The organism is Guopingia tenuis (genome assembly GCF_014384805.1).
Classification (GTDB): domain Bacteria; phylum Bacillota; class Clostridia; order Christensenellales; family Christensenellaceae; genus Guopingia; species Guopingia tenuis.
Window position 1 is genome coordinate 445,964 of sequence record NZ_JACRSS010000001.1, and the last position, 20,757, is coordinate 466,720.

General features: G+C 53.2%; 17 protein-coding genes. 4 read left to right on the forward strand and 13 right to left on the reverse strand.

Features of this window, described 5'->3' with window-relative positions:
- Positions 1–10: 10 nt before the first annotated feature.
- The 4 genes from H8693_RS02220 to H8693_RS02235 all read left to right on the forward strand — a co-directional run bounded on the left by H8693_RS02220 (position 11) and on the right by H8693_RS02235 (position 3,372).
- Complete coding sequence (locus tag H8693_RS02220; RefSeq protein ID WP_249279613.1) at positions 11–1,039, forward strand: 5-oxoprolinase subunit C family protein; 1,029 nt, start codon at positions 11–13, stop codon at positions 1,037–1,039.
- Positions 1,040–1,282: 243 nt separating this feature from the next.
- Entirely contained in the window at positions 1,283–2,122 is an 840-nt protein-coding gene (locus H8693_RS02225) for a sigma-E processing peptidase SpoIIGA (protein ID WP_249279614.1), read from the forward strand.
- 33 nt (positions 2,123–2,155) lie between these two features.
- Positions 2,156–2,842: an RNA polymerase sporulation sigma factor SigE gene (gene sigE / locus H8693_RS02230; protein ID WP_178621750.1), complete on the forward strand. Its 687-nt coding sequence runs from the start codon at positions 2,156–2,158 to the stop codon at positions 2,840–2,842.
- A gap of 128 nt (positions 2,843–2,970) precedes the next feature.
- Positions 2,971–3,372, forward strand: a complete 402-nt coding sequence (locus H8693_RS02235; RefSeq protein ID WP_249279615.1) for a DUF3221 domain-containing protein — start codon at positions 2,971–2,973, stop codon at positions 3,370–3,372.
- Positions 3,373–3,466: 94 nt separating this feature from the next.
- Here H8693_RS02235 and H8693_RS02240 read toward each other — a convergent pair whose 3' ends face one another.
- The 13 genes from H8693_RS02240 to H8693_RS02300 form a co-directional block, all read right to left on the reverse strand.
- A complete protein-coding gene (locus H8693_RS02240; protein ID WP_249279616.1) occupies positions 3,467–4,210 on the reverse strand; it encodes a MerR family transcriptional regulator in 744 nt (247 codons plus the stop codon).
- 263 nt (positions 4,211–4,473) lie between these two features.
- Positions 4,474–4,917 (reverse strand): dUTP diphosphatase, encoded by a 444-nt coding sequence (dut, locus tag H8693_RS02245; RefSeq protein ID WP_178621744.1) that lies wholly within the window; start codon positions 4,915–4,917, stop codon positions 4,474–4,476.
- A gap of 103 nt (positions 4,918–5,020) precedes the next feature.
- Positions 5,021–5,797 (reverse strand): RNA polymerase sporulation sigma factor SigG, encoded by a 777-nt coding sequence (gene sigG, locus H8693_RS02250; RefSeq protein ID WP_249279617.1) that lies wholly within the window; start codon positions 5,795–5,797, stop codon positions 5,021–5,023.
- Positions 5,798–5,992: 195 nt separating this feature from the next.
- Positions 5,993–7,240 carry a C40 family peptidase gene (locus H8693_RS02255; protein ID WP_249279618.1) on the reverse strand — a complete coding sequence of 416 codons (1,248 nt, stop codon included), beginning with the start codon at positions 7,238–7,240 and terminating at the stop codon, positions 5,993–5,995.
- A 139-nt stretch (positions 7,241–7,379) separates the two neighbouring features.
- Positions 7,380–7,670, reverse strand: a complete 291-nt coding sequence (locus tag H8693_RS02260; protein WP_249279619.1) for a hypothetical protein — start codon at positions 7,668–7,670, stop codon at positions 7,380–7,382.
- A gap of 122 nt (positions 7,671–7,792) precedes the next feature.
- Positions 7,793–10,822, reverse strand: a complete 3,030-nt coding sequence (locus tag H8693_RS02265) for an AAA family ATPase (protein ID WP_249279620.1) — start codon at positions 10,820–10,822, stop codon at positions 7,793–7,795.
- A 10-nt stretch (positions 10,823–10,832) separates the two neighbouring features.
- Entirely contained in the window at positions 10,833–11,972 is a 1,140-nt protein-coding gene (locus tag H8693_RS02270; protein WP_330605681.1) for a metallophosphoesterase family protein, read from the reverse strand.
- Between the two features lie 223 nt (positions 11,973–12,195).
- Positions 12,196–12,891: a response regulator gene (locus H8693_RS02275; protein WP_249279622.1), complete on the reverse strand. Its 696-nt coding sequence runs from the start codon at positions 12,889–12,891 to the stop codon at positions 12,196–12,198.
- On the reverse strand, positions 12,884–15,574 hold the full coding sequence (locus H8693_RS02280; protein WP_249279623.1) for a sensor histidine kinase: 2,691 nt from the start codon (positions 15,572–15,574) through the stop codon (positions 12,884–12,886). The genes H8693_RS02275 and H8693_RS02280 overlap by 8 nt, the downstream gene beginning before the upstream one ends.
- Positions 15,575–15,669: 95 nt before the next feature.
- A complete protein-coding gene (kdpC, locus tag H8693_RS02285) occupies positions 15,670–16,275 on the reverse strand; it encodes a potassium-transporting ATPase subunit KdpC (RefSeq protein WP_249279624.1) in 606 nt (201 codons plus the stop codon).
- 45 nt (positions 16,276–16,320) lie between these two features.
- On the reverse strand, positions 16,321–18,387 hold the full coding sequence (gene kdpB, locus H8693_RS02290; RefSeq protein ID WP_249279625.1) for a potassium-transporting ATPase subunit KdpB: 2,067 nt from the start codon (positions 18,385–18,387) through the stop codon (positions 16,321–16,323).
- A gap of 17 nt (positions 18,388–18,404) precedes the next feature.
- Positions 18,405–20,219 (reverse strand): potassium-transporting ATPase subunit KdpA, encoded by a 1,815-nt coding sequence (gene kdpA, locus H8693_RS02295; RefSeq protein WP_249279626.1) that lies wholly within the window; start codon positions 20,217–20,219, stop codon positions 18,405–18,407.
- A gap of 277 nt (positions 20,220–20,496) precedes the next feature.
- A complete protein-coding gene (locus H8693_RS02300; protein ID WP_249279627.1) occupies positions 20,497–20,721 on the reverse strand; it encodes a hypothetical protein in 225 nt (74 codons plus the stop codon).
- Between the last annotated feature and the right edge of the window lie 36 nt (positions 20,722–20,757).

Below are 20,757 nucleotides of genomic sequence, written 5' to 3' on the forward strand. Positions count from 1 at the left end.
AGCAGACACGTTGATCGAAGTTTTAGCAAGCGGATTTTTGAGCACAATTCAGGATGCGGGACGCCCGGCCTATCAGCGGTTTGGCGTTCCGGTTTCCGGGGCGATGGATGCCGATTCTCTGGCCATCGCCAATCTTCTTGCCGGCAACCGGCCGGAGGAGGCGGCAATGGAGGTCACCATTTCCGGCCCTTCCCTGCGGTTTTCAGCCGCCAATGTGTTTGCCATTGCCGGCGCGGATTTTTCCCCCACCCTCAATGGGGAGCCCATCGAAAATAACCGGGCCTATTTGGCGGCGGCGGGCAGTGTTTTAAAGCTGGGGACAGTCCGGGAAGGCTGCCGTGCCTATATCGCCTTTGCCGGCGGATTGGAAATTCAGCCGGTCATGGGAAGCCGTTCCACCTATCTCAAGGGCAAAATCGGCGGTCTGGACGGACGCGCCCTGCGGGCGGGCGACAGCATTCCCTTTGCCGCCCCTGTCTCCTCTCTGCCCAATATGCCCTGGCGCTTTTTGGGGCAGAATTTTGGCTTTCCCAAAACCCCGCATCAAGTTCTCCGGGTCATCCCGGGGCCGCAGTTTGACGCTTTTTCGGAGGATGGCATTCAAACCTTCCTATCCTCTGTCTATACGGTGACCGGGGAGAACGACCGGATGGGATACCGTTTTTCCGGCCCCGCCATCGCCCATAAAGAGGGACGCGACGGCAACATCATTTCCGACGGCATTCCCATGGGTGCGATCCAGGTGCCCCAGGATCAGCCCATCGTTCTCATGGCCGACCGCCAGACCACCGGGGGATACACCAAGATTGCCAGCGTCATCAGCGTGGATCTGCCCCGCCTCGCCCAGCTGAAAACCGGGGATACCGTGGAATTTCAAATGACGGATATCCGAACGGCCCAGGAATGTTATCGAAAACGCGCACGGTTTTATAAGGATTTATACCGGCAGTTCAACGAGAGGGATTTGCTGAGCGCCCATATATACCGCGTCGGCATGCCGGAAAAGATTTTTCATGTGACACTTCACGAATACAAATAACAGGCCGTTTCTCCGCCGTGTTTTTTCAAAACCGGCGGTTTTCTTTTGCCCTTTTTCGCCGGGACAGGATGCGCGGTTCCGGGGAAAGCTGCCGGTTTCTGCGGTTTTCGGGCAGATCCCGCCGTTCCTCTTTTTGTTGCTGCCGGCTTTTGTTACATTTGGAAATTTTGCCGCGCGTAGTTCTACATCTTTTTTTCCCGGCGTACTATATACTGTAACCACTGTGTGGTGAGGTGAATGGATATGCAGAAGGTCTATGTAGAGTTCGTTTTGCTGGATAATTTCCTGATGGACTTTCTGCTGCTCTATCTGGCGCTGCGTTTTTCCGAAAAAAAAGCGCGGCTGGGAAGAGTTTGCGGAGGCGCCGCCCTGGGAGCAGTCTATGCTGCGGCGGCCGTGGCTCTGCCGTTTTTGCAGTCTTTTCCCTGCAAGCTCCTGGTTTCCCTCCTCATGCTCCTATGCGCGAGAACATGGAAGCCATGGAAAAACTTCCTGCGGACGGCTGCCCTGTTCTATGCGGCCACTTTTTTATTTGGCGGAGCCTGCTTTGCCGCCATGTATTTCTTCTCCCGGGAAACCTATTCCGGCGCATTCATCAATCTTCCCGTCCTGCGGTATCTGCTGCTTGGCGGAACAGCGGCGGTCCTTCTCATCGAATACCTGTCCCGCCGCCACTATCCCCGGCAGCAGACAGCCTATCATCTGTCCGCCACTCTCGCCGGGGAAACCATCCATTTGGATGCCTTTTTGGATACGGGCAACCACCTGCGGGATCTTTCCGGCAGAAGCGTCATCATTGCCAGCCAGGACGCGGTGTTTTCGCAGATCACGCCGGCTCTCAAAAGTAAGCTCTGCCTGGAAGAATGGGAATCCTCCCGCGCCGCGGGGCTGCGCCTCATGCTCTTTCCCTTGGAAACCGTTTCGGGAAAAGGAATGCTGGTTTCCTTTTTTCCCGATTCTCTCCTTCTGACTGCGGAGGGCAAAACCTATGCCGCCAAGGCATATATCGCCCTCTGCGACCAGCCGCTGAACGAAAACTATACGGCGCTGCTCGGCCCGCGTCTGCTTCTCATTCCATCCTAAGGGGGTATCATCTTGCAAAATATCGTCAACCGTATGTATCAAAAAATCATCCGTCTGTTGCTGCTGGGGCGGCAGGTATATTACATCAACGGAAGCGAAGCCCTTCCCCCGCCGCTTTCCAAATCCGAGGAAGCCGGATTGATCGACCGTCTGGCTCACGGGGAAACCGGCGTCCGCAAGGCGCTTATCGAGCGGAATATCCGGCTGGTCGTCTATATTGCCCGCAAGTTTGACAACACGGGCATTGGGCTGGAGGATCTGATCTCCATCGGCACCATCGGCCTCATCAAAGCCGTCAACACCTTTGATACCAGCAAGAATATCAAACTGGCCACCTACGCCAGCCGCTGTATCGAAAATGAGATCCTCATGTATCTGCGGCGTAGTGTCCGCATCAAAACCGAGGTATCCCTGGATGAGCCGTTAAACGTGGATTGGGACGGCAACGAACTTCTGTTATCCGATATTCTTGGAACCGAGAGCGATATTGTCTTCCGGCAGATCGAAAACGACGTAGAGCATTCCCTCATCGAGGAGGCTGTATCCCATCTGCCCTCCCGGGATAAACGCATCATCAGCATGCGGTTCGGTCTTTCCGGCTATAAGGAGCAGACACAAAAGCAGGTAGCGGATGCCCTGGGCATTTCCCAGAGCTATATCTCCCGCCTGGAAAAGCGCATCATCAAGCGTCTGCAGCGGGATGTGCAGAAAATGCTCTGAAAACCATCCCACCGGCAGACCCGCCTTTTTTCCCTGCCGCAAACGGATGTTTTGCGGATGTCATTGCCGCCGTGCTTTTTGTGTGCTATACTCTCTGTAAACAACCACAATTCCAGGAGGGCGGCGCTATGACAAAGCGAAAAAGAACTATCTTATTTGCCATTGCCCTTTTGCTGTTCAGCGCTCTCATTGCCGGAGTGTTTTATTTCATCGGCTATAAAACCGCCTATGACCGGCTGGAAAATGCGACCCCAACCGCTTCCCAGACCTTTTACGCCATGATTTCCGATATACAGGGCAGCACGCTGCACGTTGCGGGTTTGGAGGTCAACGATATCAATTTCCGGGGCGATTTTTTCTTCTCTGTGGCGGAAGAAACCAGCATCACATGGCGGTATACCGATATTTCGCTGGAGGATCTGGATGTCGGTGATCGTGTCTCCATCACTTTTACCGGGGATATCCTTACCACATATCCGGCAAACATTACCCAGGTGGAGAGCATCCAACTGTTGGATGATGAATTATAGGGGATTCCCCTTCCCGCATTGAATAAACGCTTCCCCGCGGATGCCCGTCCGCATGAGAAGCGTTCTTTTTTCTGCTTTTTTCGTTTCAGCAGGCTTATTTCCTGCCGTTTTCGCAGTATATGCGAATGGCCCTGCTCATAAACGCGGCGGTTCCCGCGCCATAAGCGTCTAAGGTTTCATAAAACCGCGGATCGCCGACATACATCTGCCCCAAGCCGGCTAATATTTCTTTTGTGCAGGTATAGTAGTATTTTGTGACTGTATCCTGCCATTTTTTCACCATTGCCTGCGCTTCCGGCCCGCCGGGATTTTGGTCCCGGATCGCCGCGAAACCAGCGAAAATCCCTTCCGCCGCCCTCTGGGCCTCCGCTTTCTTTTCCGGGCTTTGCCTGCGGCTTTTTTCCTCCCATTCCCGGTATGCCTCTGTTTTCCCCCACCGTTCCCGGGCCTCTGCCGCATATGCCCTTTTTCGGCTTTGAATCTGTTGCGCTGTCACTCCAGCCTTTTTCATTGCTCTTCCCTCCAATGTGTTCTCCACAATCTGCAGAAGCGCATCCAACCGTGCCCGTTCCAGGAGCAAAAGCTCCCGGCGCCGTTTGAGCGCCTGCCGTTTGTCATATTCCGGATGCCGGAGAATCTCTCCAATCTCGCCCAGGGGAAACCCCAATTCCCGGAAAAACAGAATCTGCTGCAATGTTTCCATGGCCTTTTCATCATAACTGCGATATCCGGCCGGAGTTACCGCAGAGGGCCTGAGCAGGCCAATGGCGTCATAATATCGCAGGGTGCGCACACTGATCCCCATGAGTTTTGCCACTTCTCCGATAGAAAGGAGCATTCTCTCACCTCCAAAATAAGCATAGGCCATGACGCCGCGTCAGAGTCAATCCCTTTTTTCACATTTTCTATATTTTCCCTGCGGCGCTCCATCCGCGGGGGAAACGCCTCTTTTCTCCTCCACTGGAAAGATTCTATAGTTGGAGGATTTTACATAAAAAAATGTCTCCGTCCTTTACTTTTTGTTTCCAAAAGAACCACGGCAGAGGGAGCTCCCTCTGCCGCGATATTTCTGTCTGCCAAGCCTCTTTCCTATTTTTGCATTCAGCGGCCTGTGGAGCCGAATCCTCCGGAGCCTCGCTGGGTTTCTTCCAGCTCCTCCACCTGCAAAAATTCCGCCGCCAGAACCGGGGTAATCACCATCTGGGCGATCCGCTCTCCCGGGAGAACCGTCTGGGGCACATCCGAATGGTTGTGCAGCGCGATCATAAATTCTCCGCGATAGTCGCTGTCCACTACCCCCACCTTGTTGGCCGGGGCCAGCCCTCTTTTGGAGGCAAGGCCGCTTCTGGCAAAGATCAGCCCCGCATAGCCCTCGGGGATTTCCATGGCGATTCCCGTATGGAACATGACGGTCTGTCCAGGAGAAACCACCTGTTCTTCTTCCAGACAGGCATATAGATCCGCTCCTGCCGCATAAGGAGAGCCATAGGTGGGGACTACAGCATCCTCCCTGAGTTTTTTTATCCGGATTTGCGCTTTTTTCATGCGTTTGCCGCTCCTTTTCCTCATTTGCTGTCCCTATCATATCATAAAACCATGCGAAAAGGCAAAAAAAAGGCTGTCCTCTGGCAGCCTTTGCAGTTCTCCCTTATGTATAGCTTTTACGCATGTGCAGGATTGCCGATTTTTCCAGCCGCGATACCTGCGCCTGGCTGATCCCGATTTCCTCGGAAACCTCCATCTGCGTCTTGCCGTCAAAATACCGCATATAGATGATGTTCTTTTCCCGCTCGTTGAGCTTGGCAACCGCATCCTTCAAGGCGATGGAGGTCAGCCAGATTTCATCCGAATTCCGCTCATCTGCGATGCCGTCCATGACATAGAGAGCGTCCCCGCCGTCCTGATAGACCGGCTGGGAAAGCGAAATGGGGTCCTGGATCGCATCCAGCGCGAATACCACCTCTTCGGTGGGAAGCTGCATTTCTTTTGCAATCTCATCGATGCTGGGCTCCTCGCTGTTCTTTCCCGCCAGTGCATTGCGCACTTGAAAGGCTTTATAAGCCGTATCCCTAAGGGAACGGCTCACCCGGATGGCGTTATTGTCCCGCAGATACCTTCGGATCTCCCCAATAATCATCGGGCAGGCATAAGTGGAGAATTTTACATCCAATTCGGTTTTGAAGTTATCGATAGCCTTAATAAGTCCCACACATCCCACCTGAAAAAGATCGTCCATATTTTCACCGCGCATGGCAAACCGCTGTACGATGCTCAGCACCAGCCGCAGGTTCCCCTGTATAAATTCCTCGCGCGCCTGCGTATCCCCGGCATAGATGCGCCGAAAGTATTCTTTCAGCTCCTGCTCGGGTATAATTGGCAATTTCGATGTATCTACCCCGCAAATTTCAACTTTGTTAATCACCAATGGTCCCCCAATTCAGCAAATTTTTCCTGCGGCGCGCACGCAGGAAACCCTATCTGCCTTTTAGGTTTTCCATCGGAAATGAGATCTATACCTGCTTTGTTTTTACAATTTTTGGATGTTTTGTTTAATAAAATATGTTTTTTCTGCACAAAAAAAGATACCGGATTTTCCGGTATCTTTATAATTCTTTATATTTTAGAAAACCCGTTTTCCAGAAACAAAGTTTCTCGTCCAATACGATGTGGAAAGAGAGGCTTTCACAACTGCTCCGCTGCTGGGCACAGCATGAATCATCTGATTATTGCCCAAGTAAATCGCCACATGGCTGATGGTGGAGCTGGTATCCGACTTGAAGAAAATGAGGTCACCACGCTTCAGGTCGTCCATGGAATCCACATCATCCCAGGAAGAAACCGCCGCATAACCGCGGGAGCTCAGCCGGGAAATCTTCACGCCGGCGTTTCTAAAGGAATAATAGACAAGTCCCGAGCAGTCAAAGGTATTGGGGCCTTCCGCGCCATAAACGTAGGCTTTTCCCAAACGCCCTTCCGCTACGCTGATAAACTTCTCAACGCCAGTCTGTTCTGCCGGCTCTTCGGAATCAGCATCATCCTCCGGCTTCTGCGCCGCATTTCCATTGGAAGGCTTGCTGTCAGCCGGCTTTGCATCATCCGAGAACAGGATCGCCCTTGTATTCTTTCCCACGATGCCATCAGCCGTCAGGCCATGATTCTTCTGGAAATCAATCGCCGCCTGCTTGGTGATCGAACCATAATAACCCGTCGCTGTGGAATTAAAATAGCCCAATTCCTTCAGGCGGTTTTGCAGATCACGAATATCTTCGCCGCTGTCGCCCCTGCGCATCATATAATATTTGGCGGAGCTGGAGAACATGAGGTTTTTCGTAGCCTCGTCCACAGTCCCATCTGCCGTCAGATTATGTGTCCGCTGGAATTTGATAACCGAATCCCGGGTGATCGTGCCGAAATAGCCCGTGATCTTGGAATAGTCATAATACTCCAGCTCCTTCAGGCGCTCCTGTACTTTGGTTACATCGTCGCCCCGGTCACCCTGGCGCAGCGTGGAGAAATCCAGGTTGTCCTCATTGTTGCTCCCATTGAGCCGGTTCTCGTCAATCTCGTGGAAATTATCGCCCAGAAGAAGCTTGCGGGTCACCGGGCCGGCTTTGCCGTCTACCGTGATATTTCCATCCTTTTGAAAGGCCATGACCGCCGCCTGGGTATCCGTTCCGAAATAGCCGGTGGGGTTTACCTTTAAATATCCCTTTTCATGCAGGGCTTCCTGAAGCTCGGTAACCCATTCGTCCCTATCGCCGCGCATCAAGACCTGCGAACGCGTCGTTGCCGCGAAGGCACCTCCTATGAACAGTGTAAAAACAAGTAATCCGGCACAAATCGCGCCAATGCCCTTTTTTAACATCATGTCCTCCTCATAAGCCCAAACAAAATGTGATAAAATCCCTTATAATTTATTACGATTTTATTACATTTAGTTTAAAGTTTAGATATGGACAAATGATGAATAATTTATGAATAAATTGTGAACATATGAATCTATACACTCAATAACATGTATACCCATCCCGCAAAAGCCGGCGGTTGATATTTTCCTCCTGGTTTTTGAACAGAACTGTCATTTCAAAAGGTCTCTCGGTCTGCCGCAGAGCGTTTTCCAGTGCGGCGATTTTTGCGAATTCACTTTGGGCATTTTCCGCGTGATATACGACCTGTATGCGCATATCCAAAAGCTGCGCCGTCTGCAGCAGCATGGGCAGTTCACCCGACGCCTTCCAAAAATCCCATATTTCTATTGTAATATATTTTCCATCTCGATATTTTTCTAGATCCTTCATTCTTCCGCCTCCCTTTCCAGAGCCGTTCCAAAAACTGCCAACGTTGTTTCTGTTGCTTATGTATTTAGTATATGCGGCACATTTGTTGGATTCGTTGCGGATTCGTGAACGATCTATGAATTTCAGATATGCAGGCGGATGTGGCTTCCCTCGCTTTCCTTACAGACCTCGATGGCCTGGGGAATATTCTCCTGCATGGATCGGACATGCGAGATGATGCCGATGAGCTGGCGCAGATATTTTACCGAAGAGAGCATGAGCATGGCGTCGGAAATCGAGCCCTCATCCAAAGACCCGAACCCTTCGTCGATGAACATGGCCTCGATCTGCATTCCTCCCGCCTGCTTTTGGATGCAGGAAGACAGCCCCAGGGAAAGAGCCAACGCCAGCAGAAATTTTTCGCCGCCGGACAAGCTCCCCACGCTGCGGTTTTGGCTGGAATAGGCGTCAAACACCTGCAGATTCAGCCCCGCCTTCCTCTGCCGCCCCACATTTCCCGTGATGCGGAACAACTTATACCGCCCCCCGTGGACGTTTTCCAACAGCCGGTTGGCCTCTTCTGTGACGGCGTCCAGCATCACGCCCAGCACAAATCGGGCCATGCTGATCCCCTGATCTCCGCGGAGACGGGCGGCAAAGGATAGAAGCATCTCAGCTTCCGGCCGCTGCTTCTCCAATTTTTCCTCTTCTTCCCGCATTTGCCCGCACTGTTTCTCCCCCACTTCGCATTCCTTTTCCAGATAGTTTGCCTGTTTCTGCGTCTCCTCCCATTCTGCCTGCACCCGCCTGGCCTGCATTGCCAGCGCCGCCAGGTCAGGTTCTTCCTGCCCTGCCAGCTGTTTTTCCAACGCAGCAGCCTCCTGCGCCGCCGCAAGAACCTGCGCATCATACTCCCGGATTTCCTCCTGCATCTCCTGCGTTTTTCCAGGCTCCATCCATACCGCCTGGGCATCCTCTGCCTGCGCAAAGCCCGAGGCATCCAGCATTTCTTTCGCCTTTTGCTGCCGTCGGCGGCATTCCGCTTTTGCCGCTTCCCATTCTTTCCTGCTGTTCCTTTCCTCAATTTCTGCATTGCTCAAGGAAATTTCCGCCTGCGTAGCCTTTTGGCGAAATTCTTCCAGGCGCTGTTTTTCCTCCAAAAGTTCTTTTTTTCGTCTTTCCAGCTTTGAGGTAAATTCCTTCTCGTCCGCAATTTCATCGGATTCGGGAATGCGGCAGCGTCCCTCTGTCTCGGCCCGCTCCATCTGGAGCTTATGGTATGCCTCTCTCCTTTCGGAGATCCCGGTTTCCAGTTCCCGGCCTTTCTGATTCCTTTTTTCCAGCTCTTTTTCCAGTTCCGCGGCCTGCCGTTCTCCCGCAGAGATCCCGGCAACATGTCTTTCAGCCTCCTGCAAATCCTCCTCCCGGAAGGGAAGGCCCGCATTTCGCTCCAAAATCTGGCGGTTCACCGAGTCCTTTTGCTCCAAAAGAATCTCCCGGCGGTTCCCCAAAACGGCCAATGCGGTTTTCGCGTCATTTTCCGCCTGTCTTCCGCTCTCCCATTCTTGTTTTGCCTGCTCCACCTGTTCCCAAACCACTCCTGCCGCCGAATGGCTGCAAACCAGCTCCCGGCATATATTTCCGCAGACCGGGCATCTGTCTCCCGGATGGAGCGTCTCCGCCAACGCCGTGGCTGCATCCTGAAAATATTCCGCATGCAGAGCATCATAGGTTTCCTGCCGCTCTCTGTTTTTTTTCGCAAACTCTGCTAGTTCTTTTTGGGCCGCCGACCGGTCTTTCTCCAGCTCCATAAGAGCGTTTTCTGCCGTTTTTGCCTTCTTTGCCAATTCCCGGCATTCCCGCAGAACCTGGCATTTCTCTATCCAGATTTCTTTTTCTCCCTGTATTTTTTCTTTTGTCTGCGCCAGTTGTTCCGCCGTTTCCCGAAGAAGCGCCGCATTCTCGCCGTGTCTCTTTTCCCAGGTTTCCAGCGCGCCGGCAGCCTCTTTTTCTTTTTCGATCAACGCCGCATATTCCGCCCGGTTTTTCTTGACGGTCTGCCAGCTTTGCAGGCGCTTTTCCCAAACCTGAATCGCCAGAGAACGCTCCTCCGCCTGTTGTTCCCGAAGGGGAAGGGCTTCCCTTTTCTTTTTTATATTATTATATTTTTCCTTCAGTTCTTCCAGGGCATCTGCCTTTTCCCTCCATATTTCCCCGCGGCGCTTTTCCTGCTCCCGGGCGCGCCGGGCTTCTTCCATATAGGGCTGAACCTGCTGGGCCGCCTGGGCCAAAGCCAACTGCGCCCGCATTTTTTCCATCTCTCCCAGCCGCGCCCGCAGCTCCTCCTGTTTTTGCCGCGCTTCCCGCCGCTTCTGAAAACACAAGGAAATCTCCCGGGCACTGGCCAATTCTGTCTCCAGCCTCCGCAGCTCTCTTTGCATTTTTCCTGCTTCTTTTTGCAAAATATCCAGCCGCTCTTTTTGCTCCTCCTGCTTCTGATAAGCCGCCTGCGGCGTTTCTTCGCCAGCCTGCGCGCAGAGGATCTCCAGGCGCTGCTGGACTGCATCCAGCGCCCGTTTTTTCTCTTTTGCCTGCTCCCCCAGCCAGGCTGCCGCCTGGTTCCATATTCCGGTGCCGAAAAGCGTCGTCAGTATTTCCTCTTTTTCCAACGGGTCTGCCAGCAAAAACCGCTCAAACTGTCCCTGAGGAAGCATGACCACCTGCCGGAACTGCTCATAGGTCAGCCCCAGGAGCGATACCGCATATTCCTCGGCGTTCCGTTTCTTTATGTTGGCCGCAAAGGGATAAAGCACCCCTTCCCGCAGCGGCCCGGCGGAAATCTGTTCCTCATAGTCCCGCTGGCCCTTCCTCCGGACTTCCCGGAGGGAACGGGAAAAGCGATAGGTTTCGCCGCGGTGGGAAAATGTCAGCTCCAAAAATGTGGGCTGGCCCTCTGCCGCATATTGGCAGCGCATGGAGGAAAAATCCCCCCGCACGCCCCCGCTGCTCTTTCCATAAAGAGCGTAGGTCATGCCGTCCAAAATGGCAGATTTCCCCGCGCCGGTCGGGCCATAGATCAAAAACAGCCCGCTGTCCTGAAAGTAGGAAAAATCAATCGTCTCTTCTTTTGCATAAGGCCCAAAGGCCCCCATCCGCAAAGTTATGGGAATCATTGCTCTCACCTCACTGCATGTCTGCTTGCTGGACGGCGTCCAGCGCCTTTTTGAACCATTCTCTTTCTGCGGCCGACGGCGGCTGCCCCGCCGTTTCCATCAGGAAGGCATCCAGCAGGCTCTCCGGCGTCAGCTGGTGCATTTCCTCCACGGTATGCCCATGGCGCATAGTCTCGGGCCTGCGGCCCAGCGCCACCAGAAGATGCGGAAATTTTTCTTTCAGTGTCTCGTGAAGGATGGATGTCATGGGTTCATCCGTCACTTCGATCCGGATGAAATTTTGGGCATCCGGCTCTTCCCGCCAGACTTCTTCCCTGGCCCCCCGGATGGTTTTGCATCCATAAAAAGGCGGCACGGGGATCTCTTCCCGCTCCATAGTCCGGGTATCCAGAAGCGTCATGGATTTTTGCTGGTTTTCCTCAGAAAAGGAGTATTTCAGCGGCGAACCCGCATAGCGCATATTTTGGCCGATATTCTGGGGACGGTGGAGATGCCCCAGGGCGACATAATCAAAGGCCGAAAAAACCTCCGCGCCCACCCGGGACGCGCCGCCCACAAGCGCGGCTCGGTCGCTGTCCGAGGTTTCCCCACCGGCAGCAAAGCAATGGGCCAGCAGGATACGTCGGATACTCCCTTCTTTCTGTATTCCTGCAAAGAGCTCCGCCATTGCCTGCTCCATGGTCCGGATCTCGCTGTTTTCCAAAACTGCCCGGGCCTCTTCCGGCTGAAAATAGGGCAGCAGATAGATTTCCACCGCTTCTCCCTCTTCTTCCAGACAGATCGGGACCAGAGGGCTTTGCAGCCGCCCGGCGACATAGAACCCGGCATGACGCAGAAGGGCGCTGCAGGATGCCAGCCGCTCGGCGCCATCGTGGTTCCCGGCAATCATGCAGACAGCAATGCCATGTTTCAGGCACAGCTTTGTGATCCAATCGTCATAGAGAGCGATGGCCTCCGCGCTGGAAACCGCCCGGTCAAATACATCGCCGCTCACGAGAACCGCCCGTACTTTTCTCTTGACCGCTGTTTCCGCCAGAAAGTCGCAGAATGCCCGCTGATATTCCAAAAGAGGCTCTCCCAAAAAAGATATTCCCAAATGCAAATCTGATATATGAAGCAGTTTCAATTTTCCCCTCCGTCTATCCGCCAAGTGATTTACAAAAAATAAAGACAGCCCATGCTGTCTTTATTATATCATATCTTTGCCGCGTATCGTGCAATGAACGTCCCGGCCTCTCTTTTCCTTGTGCATGCCTGGATTTCCCGGCGCACGAAGCTCTGTGTTCGTCTGCTGTCATTTCGGCGATATCTCTCACCGCCGCAAAGAGGAAACTTCTGTTTTCCCCTTGTTCGCTATCAAAAACGCCTGTTTTCTAGTTTTTCAGCATGCGGTAGCCCACACCCACATGGGTCTGGATATAGCGGGGATTGGAAGGGTCCGCCTCGATCTTTTTACGCAGCGTGGCCATAAATACGCGAAGGGACGCCACATCGTTATCCCAGGCGCTGCCCCACACCTCTTTTGTGATATAGGTATGCGTCAGCACCTTCCCCACATTTCTCGCCAGCAGGCAGAGCAGCTTATATTCGATGGGCGTCAGATGCAGCTCCTTATCCTTCATATAAACACATCCCGCCGCGTAATCAATTTTCAAATCCCCATTGGTGAACACAGAATCCTGGGGGCCGCTTCTCCCCGTGTCGTTCAGCCGCCGGAAGGTCACCCGCAGCCGCGCCAGAAGCTCCTCCACGGAAAAGGGCTTGGTCAGATAATCGTCCGCCCCGGCATCCAATGCGTCGATTTTGTCCGTATCTTCGCTTCTCGCGCTGATTACAATAATCGGCACTTTAGACCAGGTCCGGATTTTCCGGATGATATCGATTCCATCCATATCCGGCAGGCCCAGATCCAGCAGGATGACCTCGGGATTATAGGAAACTGCCTCCAAAATGGCGGCCTCTCCGGTTGGCGCCGCCTGATACCGATAATTATGGGTTTCCAGCGTCGTAGTAATCAAATTCCGGACGGCAGAGTCGTCCTCTACCACCAAAATCAGCGGTTTATTCATGAAGCGTAACCTCCTCTATGGGTAAAGTGAAAGCAAAGACGGCGCCATGGGGTTTGTTGTCGGATACGGTAATCTTTCCGCCGTGGGCCGCAACGATGGATTTGCAGAGCGCCAGCCCCAGCCCCAGGCTGCGGCGGCTGTCTGCCACCTTGGTATCTCCCGTATAGAACATATCAAAAATATGCGTTTTGGCATCATCGGATATACCCCCGCCATTGTCCGCGACGGTGACCGTAGCCCAGGAGCCCGATGTTTCTGTCTCAATCGTAATATCCGAGCCCGCCGGCGTATATTTGACAGCATTATCCACCAGATTGATAATCACCTGCATAATCAGCCGCGCATCCACCTTGACAAGGACAAAGGAATCGGCAGACTTCACCTGAACATTGTGTTCGCTGCTGCGGCGGTCTATGTGCTGCATAGCTTCACCAATGATCTCATCCAGAAGCTCGGTAGTCATTCGCAGCTTCATGGTCCCATCCTCAATCCGGGTGACCGACAGCAGGTTTTCCACCAAATTGATCAGCCAGAGGGAATCGTCATAAATATTGCCATAAAGCTCCCGGCGTTTCGCCGGCGGGATGCCCTCTTCATCCGAGAGCAAAATTCCGGCATTTCCGGAAATCGAGGTGAGCGGAGTGCGCAAATCATGGGAAATTGACCGGAGCAGATTGGCCCGGAGCTGTTCATTCTTGGCGAGAATCGCTGCCTGCTCTTTTTCAAAAGCCGTCTGCTCATTTTCCAATCCCAGGGCGCATTCGCCCAAAATCGAAAGCATAATGCTGTTTTCAAAGGAATCCAGCTCCGTCTCCCCCATGACGATTCCCGCCACGCCATAGACCCGGCTGCCTACGCGAACCGCCAGATAGAGGCATTTGGCATTGGCGAGCGTCGCCGTTGTGACCCCGGCATGCTTATTATTTTTGAGTACCCAGGACGCAACGGCCCTCTCGTTTTCAGAAACGCACTCCTCATCAAATTCCCTCTCTCCGCAGGGATAGGTGATGGGATCCCCCAAAAGCCCATCTTCCGCGAAATAGAAAATGACATCCCGGCGCAGGAGCTTAATGAGCTGGTTGGCCGTGATGGAGACAATCTCATATTTATCCTTTGCCTGCTGAAGCATCTGGTTGGTATCCAGAAGGACTTTAGTCCGGTATGCCATACGCGCGGCCTGCCGGGCATTCTGCTTGATCCGCACGGCCAGGCTGCTGGTGATAAACGCCGCGATAAACGTAATCAAAAATGTCGCCGGATAGCCGGAATTATAGGCATTCAGGGTGAAAATCGGCTCCGTGAAGAAGAAATTGAAAACCAGAACGCTGAGCACAGAGGACACAAGACTGTAGATCCGCTGGCTGGTGATGACCGCCGTTATCAACACACCCAAAATATAAACCGTGATGATATTGGCCTCGCTGAATCCCAGCGCGCTGAAGGCAAAGCCAATGAGCGTCGCCGCCAGCAGAACCCCCGCGCTCTTTGCCACATCCCCTGCCTGAAATTCTGCCTTCTTTTTCCGGGCCTTTCGCTCCTCATAAGCGACTGTGGCGGAATCGGGAATGATATATACATCCAGGTTGGGGGCATAGGCGATGAGCTTTTCCGTCAATGCCTGCTTCCCCAAAAATGCTTTTTTCCTGGCGCTGCTCCGCCCCAATACGATTTTTGAGATACCCGCCACCCGGGCATATTCCGAGATCTGCAAGGCGATATCCTCCCCATAGGTCGTTTCCACCGTCGCCCCCAGCTGTTCCGCCAAATGCATATTGTTGCGCAGGCGCTTGCGGTTTTCCTCGCTCATAGTCGAAAAGGACGGGGTTTCCACGAACAGGGCCGTAAAATTTCCGTTAAAAGCCCGAGCCATCCGGGCCGCCGTGCGAATGATCTTTGCGTTTGTTGGGGAAGACGACAGGCAGACCAGGATATGCTCATCCGTATAGTAATCGCTTTTGCTTTTGATCCGCGCATTTTCCGAAAGCTTATTGACCCGGTCGGCGCAGCGCCGCAGGGCAATCTCCCGCAGAGCCGTCAGATTCTCGATAGTGAAGAAATTCTGCACCGCCTTTTGCGCCTGATTCTCCTGATAGACCTTTCCTTCGTTCAGACGCGCGATCAGCTCTTCCGGCTCAATATCCACCAGCTTTACCTGATAGGCATTGTCAAAAATCCGATCGGGAATGCGTTCATGCACTACTACGTTCGTGATCGACGCCACCATATCACAAAGGCTTTCGATATGCTGGACATTGACGGTCGTATATACGTCAATGCCCGCATTCAAAAGCTCTTCTACGTCCTGATATCGTTTTGCATGGCGGCATTCCTTGGCATTGGTATGCGCCAGTTCATCCACCAAAATCAACTGTGGCTTACGCCGCAGGGCCGCGTCCAAATCAAATTCCCTGAGCCGAATTCCATTATACTCGATTTCACGGCAGGGAAGCAGCTCCAACCCATTTAACAACGCCGTGGTTGCGGGGCGCATATGCGGCTCCACATATCCCGCAACTACGTCGATATTGTGCCGCTTGGCGGCATGAGCGGCTTTGAGCATGGCATATGTCTTGCCAACGCCCGCCGCATAGCCAAAGAAGATATGCAGATGCCCGCGGTTCTCCTTATTTTCTTCTTCCGTGATGGCCTTCAGCAGTCGGTCGGGGTCCATCCGCATTTCCATCCGCCTGTCTCCTCCAAATCTCGTCTGCATTCTTCGGAATGCAGCTTTTTATCTTTATTATACACAAACTCCAGTCAAATTACGATGGTGATTTTTTATTTCAAAATCCCGTCCAGCATCAGGTTGACTTTCAGCACATTGACGGTTTCTTCTCCAAAGATCCCAAGGAATTTCCCTTCCGTGCATTTGTCAATGATCGACCGGACTTCTTCTTCCGATCTGCCGCTGGCATCGGCAATGCGGGCCACCTGGTATTCCGCCGCCGCAGGCGAGATATGCGGATCAAGGCCGCTGCCCGAGCAGGTCACCAGATCGACGGGGATTGCCGTCTCATCCATTTTCGGATTGGCTGCCCGGAGCTTTTCCACCCGCTCCGCCACCAGTTCTTCAAATTCCTCACTGGCGGGGCTCAGGTTTGACGGAGTGGCATACATCAGCATCTTTCCGTTTTCATCTGTGTAGGTGGAAACGTCCACATTCATGATCCGCCCCCACATATGGGCGTCATCCGTATATTGCTGCCCCAGAAGCTCGCTTCCATATTTTTTTCCATCGATTTCAATGATGCTTCCATTGGCCTGATAGGGGAAAATCAACTGGGCTAGGCCCGTGACAACCGCCGTATAGATGAGGCCGCACACCAACGTGAAGATCAGGAAAATTACGAGTGCTCTAGGCAAAACGTTTTTCATTGTTTTCATAGCAGTTCCTCCAAACATCCAGGAGGGGCTTTAAAAGCCCCTTTGTTATAGTCCAAATACAGCCAGCAGCATATCCAGCAGCTTGATGCACACAAACGGTGCAATAATGCCGCCCAGGCCATATACCAGCAAGTTGCGGGAAAGCAGCTTGCCCGACGATACTTCCCTGTATTTCACGCCCCGCAGAGCCAGCGGAATCAGCGCCACAATGATCAATGCGTTGTAGATAATCGCTGACAGGATCGCGCTCTGGGGAGAGTGCAGATTCATGATGTTGAGAGCCGACAGCCCCGGATACAACCCCACAAACAGCGCCGGAATGATGGCGAAGTATTTTGCAACGTCGTTGGCAATGGAGAAGGTCGTCAGACTTCCCCGCGTCATCAGCAGCTGTTTTCCGATGCGGACAATATCGATCAGCTTGGTGGGCGAAGAATCCAGATCCACCATATTGCCCGCCTCCTTCGCGGCCTGTGTGCCGCTGTTCATTGCCACGGCCACGTCTGCCTGCGCCAGCGCGGGAGCATCGTTGGTTCCGTCGCCCGTCATGGCAACCAGATGGCCCTTCTTTTGGAAATCGCGGATCATATGCAGCTTGCCCTCCGGCGTCGCTTCGGCGAGGAAATCGTCCACGCCGGCTTCCGCCGCAATGGCCGCCGCCGTCAGCGGGTTGTCGCCCGTGATCATGATGGTCTTGATACCCATTTTCCGCAAGTCGGCAAATTTTTCCTTAACGCCCTGCTTGATGATATCCTCCAGATGGATTACGCCGAGGATCTTGTGGTTTTTCGCAACAACCAGCGGGGTTCCGCCCTGGTTGGAAATTTCCTTCACGATGCGGTCGCACTCTTCCGAATATGTGCCGCCTGCCGACGTCACATATTCCTGCATGGCTTCGGCAGCGCCTTTGCGGATCTCGTTGCCGTCAAAATCCACGCCGCTCATGCGGGTTTTCGCTGTGAACGGAATAAACGTCATATTCTTATCCGAGAGGCTTCTGCCGCGGATCCCAAACTTTTCCTTAGCCAGAACCACGACGCTGCGCCCTTCCGGAGTTTCGTCTGCCAAAGAGGAAAGCTGGGCCGCATCCGCCAGCTCCTCTGCACTGACGCCGTCTACCGGGATGAAACTATCTGCCTGCCGGTTTCCCAGGGTAATCGTCCCGGTTTTATCCAGCATCAGAATATCTACATCGCCGGCCGCCTCAATCGCCCGGCCGCTCATCGCCAGAACATTTGCCTGGTTTAGGCGGCTCATACCCGCGATGCCAATGGCGGAAAGCAGGGCACCAATGGTCGTCGGCGCCAGGCAGACCAGCAGCGCCACCAGTGTGGTGATCGAAGTGGGATTGGCAATCCCCGCCTGATCTGCCGAGAAGATCGAATAGGTATACAGCGACATCGTCACGAGAATGAAGATGATGGACAGGGCTACCAGAAAAATCTGCAGCGCGATCTCGTTGGGCGTTTTCTTCCGCGCAGCGCCCTCAACCATGGCAATCATCTTATCCAGGAAGCTCTCGCCGGCTTCGCTGGTAATCTGCACAACAATCCAGTCTGACAGTACCGTAGTACCGCCGGTGACGGCGCTGCGGTCTCCGCCCGCTTCCCGGATGACCGGAGCGGATTCACCCGTGATGGCGCTTTCATCCACAGAAGCGGCACCTTCAATAACTTCACCGTCTCCCGGGATCTGCTCTCCTGCCCGGACAAGCACCAGATCACCCTTTTTCAGGTTTGCCGAGGATACAACCGTAATTTGCTCTTTGGCGTCGGCAGAGGGAATCCGATTCGCCTCCACATCCTTTTTCGCCGCCCGCAGAGAATCCGCCTGCGCCTTGCCGCGGCCCTCTGCAATCGCTTCTGCGAAATTTGCAAAGAGCACGGTAAACCAGAGGATAACCGCAATGGCCAGGATATATCCCGGCGCCGCATCCTTTAGGCCGAACAGGGAGAGAATCCACAGGCCAGTGGTCAGAATGGCCGAGATATATACCAGGAGCATTACAGGGTTCTTCACCTGTATTCTCGGATTCAGCTTTGTAAATGAGTCTTTTATGGCTCTACCGACCATCTTCTTGTCGGTAAAAGCACTTTTCGTCTTGGCTTTCATAACCATGCCTCCTTATCTTAGACTGCCATGCCGAAGAATTCCGCAAGCGGCCCCAACGCCAGTGCCGGGAAGAAGCTCAGTGCTCCAACCAGCAAAACGATGAAGATCAACAGGAACACGAACATTCCATTGGTAGTGGAAAGAGTTCCAGCCGTCGTTGCGATTCTCTTCTTCCTTGCAAGGCTCCCTGCGATGGCAAGGGTTCCAATGATAGGAATAAACCGGACGAACAGCATCACAAGCCCCAGCGACACATTCAGAAATACTGTATTGGCATTGAATCCGGCAAAGGCCGAACCATTGTTTCCTGCGCAGGACGAGAATGCATAGAGCATTTCCGAGAATCCATGAGCGCCTCCATTGTTCAGGCTTTCCGTAATTGTCGGCCAGACCGCCGCAATCCCGCTGCCCACAAGAATAGCAATCGGAGTTGCCAGGCAGACCAGCACCGACCATTTCATTTCATAGGGCTCGATCTTTTTGCCCAGGAATTCCGGCGTCCGGCCCACCATGAGCCCGGCGATAAACACCGTTAGTATCGCGAATGCCAGCATGCCATATAATCCGCATCCGACGCCGCCGAAGATGACTTCGCCCAGCTGCATGAGCAGCATCGTTATCATGCCGCCAATCGGCGTATAGCTGTCGTGCATCGAGTTGACCGAACCGTTGGAAGCCGCTGTAGTGTACGCCGCCCAGGTAGAGGATGTCGCGATGCCAAACCGCGTCTCCTTTCCTTCCATATTGCCGCCGGCCTGGTCGACCTGCGTAATGTTGACGGCGCCGTCCTGCGCCAGCTGCGGTGTCGCCGCCTGCTCGTTGACGGCAATAATGCCAAGGGCCAATACCAGGCATAGGAACATGGCGATGAAGATAGCCCTTCCCTGCTTCTTGTTCTTAATTGCTTTCCCAAAGGTGAAGCACAACGCCACCGGGATCAGCAGAATGGACAGCATCTCCACCATATTCGTAAAGGCATTGGGGTTTTCCAGCGGATGCGCCGAGTTCACGCCCATATAGCCGCCGCCGTTGGTGCCCGACTGTTTGATAGCAACCTGGCTGGCCGCCGGTCCCATGGGAACGAACTGTTCCGTCACGATTTCTGCGTCTGCAACTACCTGTCCGTCGAGTGTAACCGTATTGTTTTCCAGGTCGATTTGCGCTCCTTCCAGGATCTCTCCCTCTGCGCTCACGGCAATGGGTTCCACAAGGGATACCGTCTGCGCCGGGCTCAGATTCTGGATCACGCCGCCGCCCACCAGCATCAGAGAGATGACCAGGTTCAGCGGAAGCAGCACATGCACAATGCTTCTTGTCAAATCCACCCAGAAACTTCCCAACCCATCGGTTTTAACTTTCGTAAACCCGCGGATCAGGGCGAACAACACGGCGATGCCGGTTCCGGCGGAAACAAAGTTCTGCACGGTCAGACCCAATGCCTGGGAAAGATAGCTCAGCGTGGATTCGCCGGTATACGCCTGCCAGTTTGTATTCGTCACAAAGCTGGCCGTCGTATTAAAGGATAAATGCCAGGAAACTCCCGGCAGGTTCTGCGGGTTGCCGGGCAGCACACCCTGCAACAGCTGCAGCAAAAACAGAAAGATAAAGCCAAACAGTGAAAAAAATACGACGCACAGCGCATATTTTTTCCAGTTCATCTGTTCGTCCTTGTTGATCCGCATGATCTTGTAAACCGCGTTTTCACAAGGGGTCAATATTTTGGAAAGAAATGTTTTCTCTCCGCACATAGCCTTTTTGATATAGGCCCCCAGCGGGATTGCCAAGATGACCAGGATCGCAAGATACAAAACATATTGTAGAACCGCGCTCACTTCTGCTCATCCCCTTTCATTAAAATGTAAACATAGTAGAGCAGCAGTGCCGCGGCAACAATGCCGATGATGGCAACAACGATCTGCATAAAGTCCTCCTCCTTTCGCTCTGCCATACAGTGTAATATATCGGATTCAAAAGTGGCGTTAACAAAACGCACCGCGGTATTAAGATTATATAAAGAAACGCGCCCCCGCGTTTTTTCATGTTCACTTTAAAAGGCAAGATTCACATGAAAAATTGGGGACGCGTAATTTTTCCCGTTTCAGAATTTCTTTATACCCACCCTAGCAACAGCGCCATAGGCAGTGTGATAACCGCCAGGCAGATGAAAAGTGCCGCCAGTATCAACACCGGGATTCCCACAAAGGCAAATACATATTTCGCCAAGGCATGCCGGCTGGCGAACCTTTCGATCTTTTCTTTAATGGTACCTTTATGTGAGGCTGCTGCATTATTTCGTGCCACTCTAAACTGAAACAGCTCAAGGATATATGCCATAGCTCCTTCCTCCTTACGTTTATTATTGTATCCTCA

What these genes read in the sequence shown, in the direction of transcription:
- H8693_RS02275 (WP_249279622.1), bottom strand. Translation starts at nt 12,891, where the DNA reads ATGAATAAACCGCTGATTTTGGTGGTAGAGGACGACTCTGCCGTCCGG.
- H8693_RS02265 (WP_249279620.1), bottom strand. Translation starts at nt 10,822, where the DNA reads ATGATTCCCATAACTTTGCGGATGGGGGCCTTTGGGCCTTATGCAAAA.
- kdpB (WP_249279625.1), bottom strand. Translation starts at nt 18,387, where the DNA reads ATGAAAGCCAAGACGAAAAGTGCTTTTACCGACAAGAAGATGGTCGGT.
- H8693_RS02260 (WP_249279619.1), bottom strand. Translation starts at nt 7,670, where the DNA reads ATGAAGGATCTAGAAAAATATCGAGATGGAAAATATATTACAATAGAA.
- H8693_RS02225 (WP_249279614.1), top strand. Translation starts at nt 1,283, where the DNA reads ATGCAGAAGGTCTATGTAGAGTTCGTTTTGCTGGATAATTTCCTGATG.
- H8693_RS02280 (WP_249279623.1), bottom strand. Translation starts at nt 15,574, where the DNA reads ATGGAAATGCGGATGGACCCCGACCGACTGCTGAAGGCCATCACGGAA.
- sigE (WP_178621750.1), top strand. Translation starts at nt 2,156, where the DNA reads ATGTATCAAAAAATCATCCGTCTGTTGCTGCTGGGGCGGCAGGTATAT.
- H8693_RS02255 (WP_249279618.1), bottom strand. Translation starts at nt 7,240, where the DNA reads ATGATGTTAAAAAAGGGCATTGGCGCGATTTGTGCCGGATTACTTGTT.
- H8693_RS02240 (WP_249279616.1), bottom strand. Translation starts at nt 4,210, where the DNA reads ATGCTCCTTTCTATCGGAGAAGTGGCAAAACTCATGGGGATCAGTGTG.
- H8693_RS02235 (WP_249279615.1), top strand. Translation starts at nt 2,971, where the DNA reads ATGACAAAGCGAAAAAGAACTATCTTATTTGCCATTGCCCTTTTGCTG.
- dut (WP_178621744.1), bottom strand. Translation starts at nt 4,917, where the DNA reads ATGAAAAAAGCGCAAATCCGGATAAAAAAACTCAGGGAGGATGCTGTA.
- H8693_RS02300 (WP_249279627.1), bottom strand. Translation starts at nt 20,721, where the DNA reads ATGGCATATATCCTTGAGCTGTTTCAGTTTAGAGTGGCACGAAATAAT.
- kdpC (WP_249279624.1), bottom strand. Translation starts at nt 16,275, where the DNA reads ATGAAAACAATGAAAAACGTTTTGCCTAGAGCACTCGTAATTTTCCTG.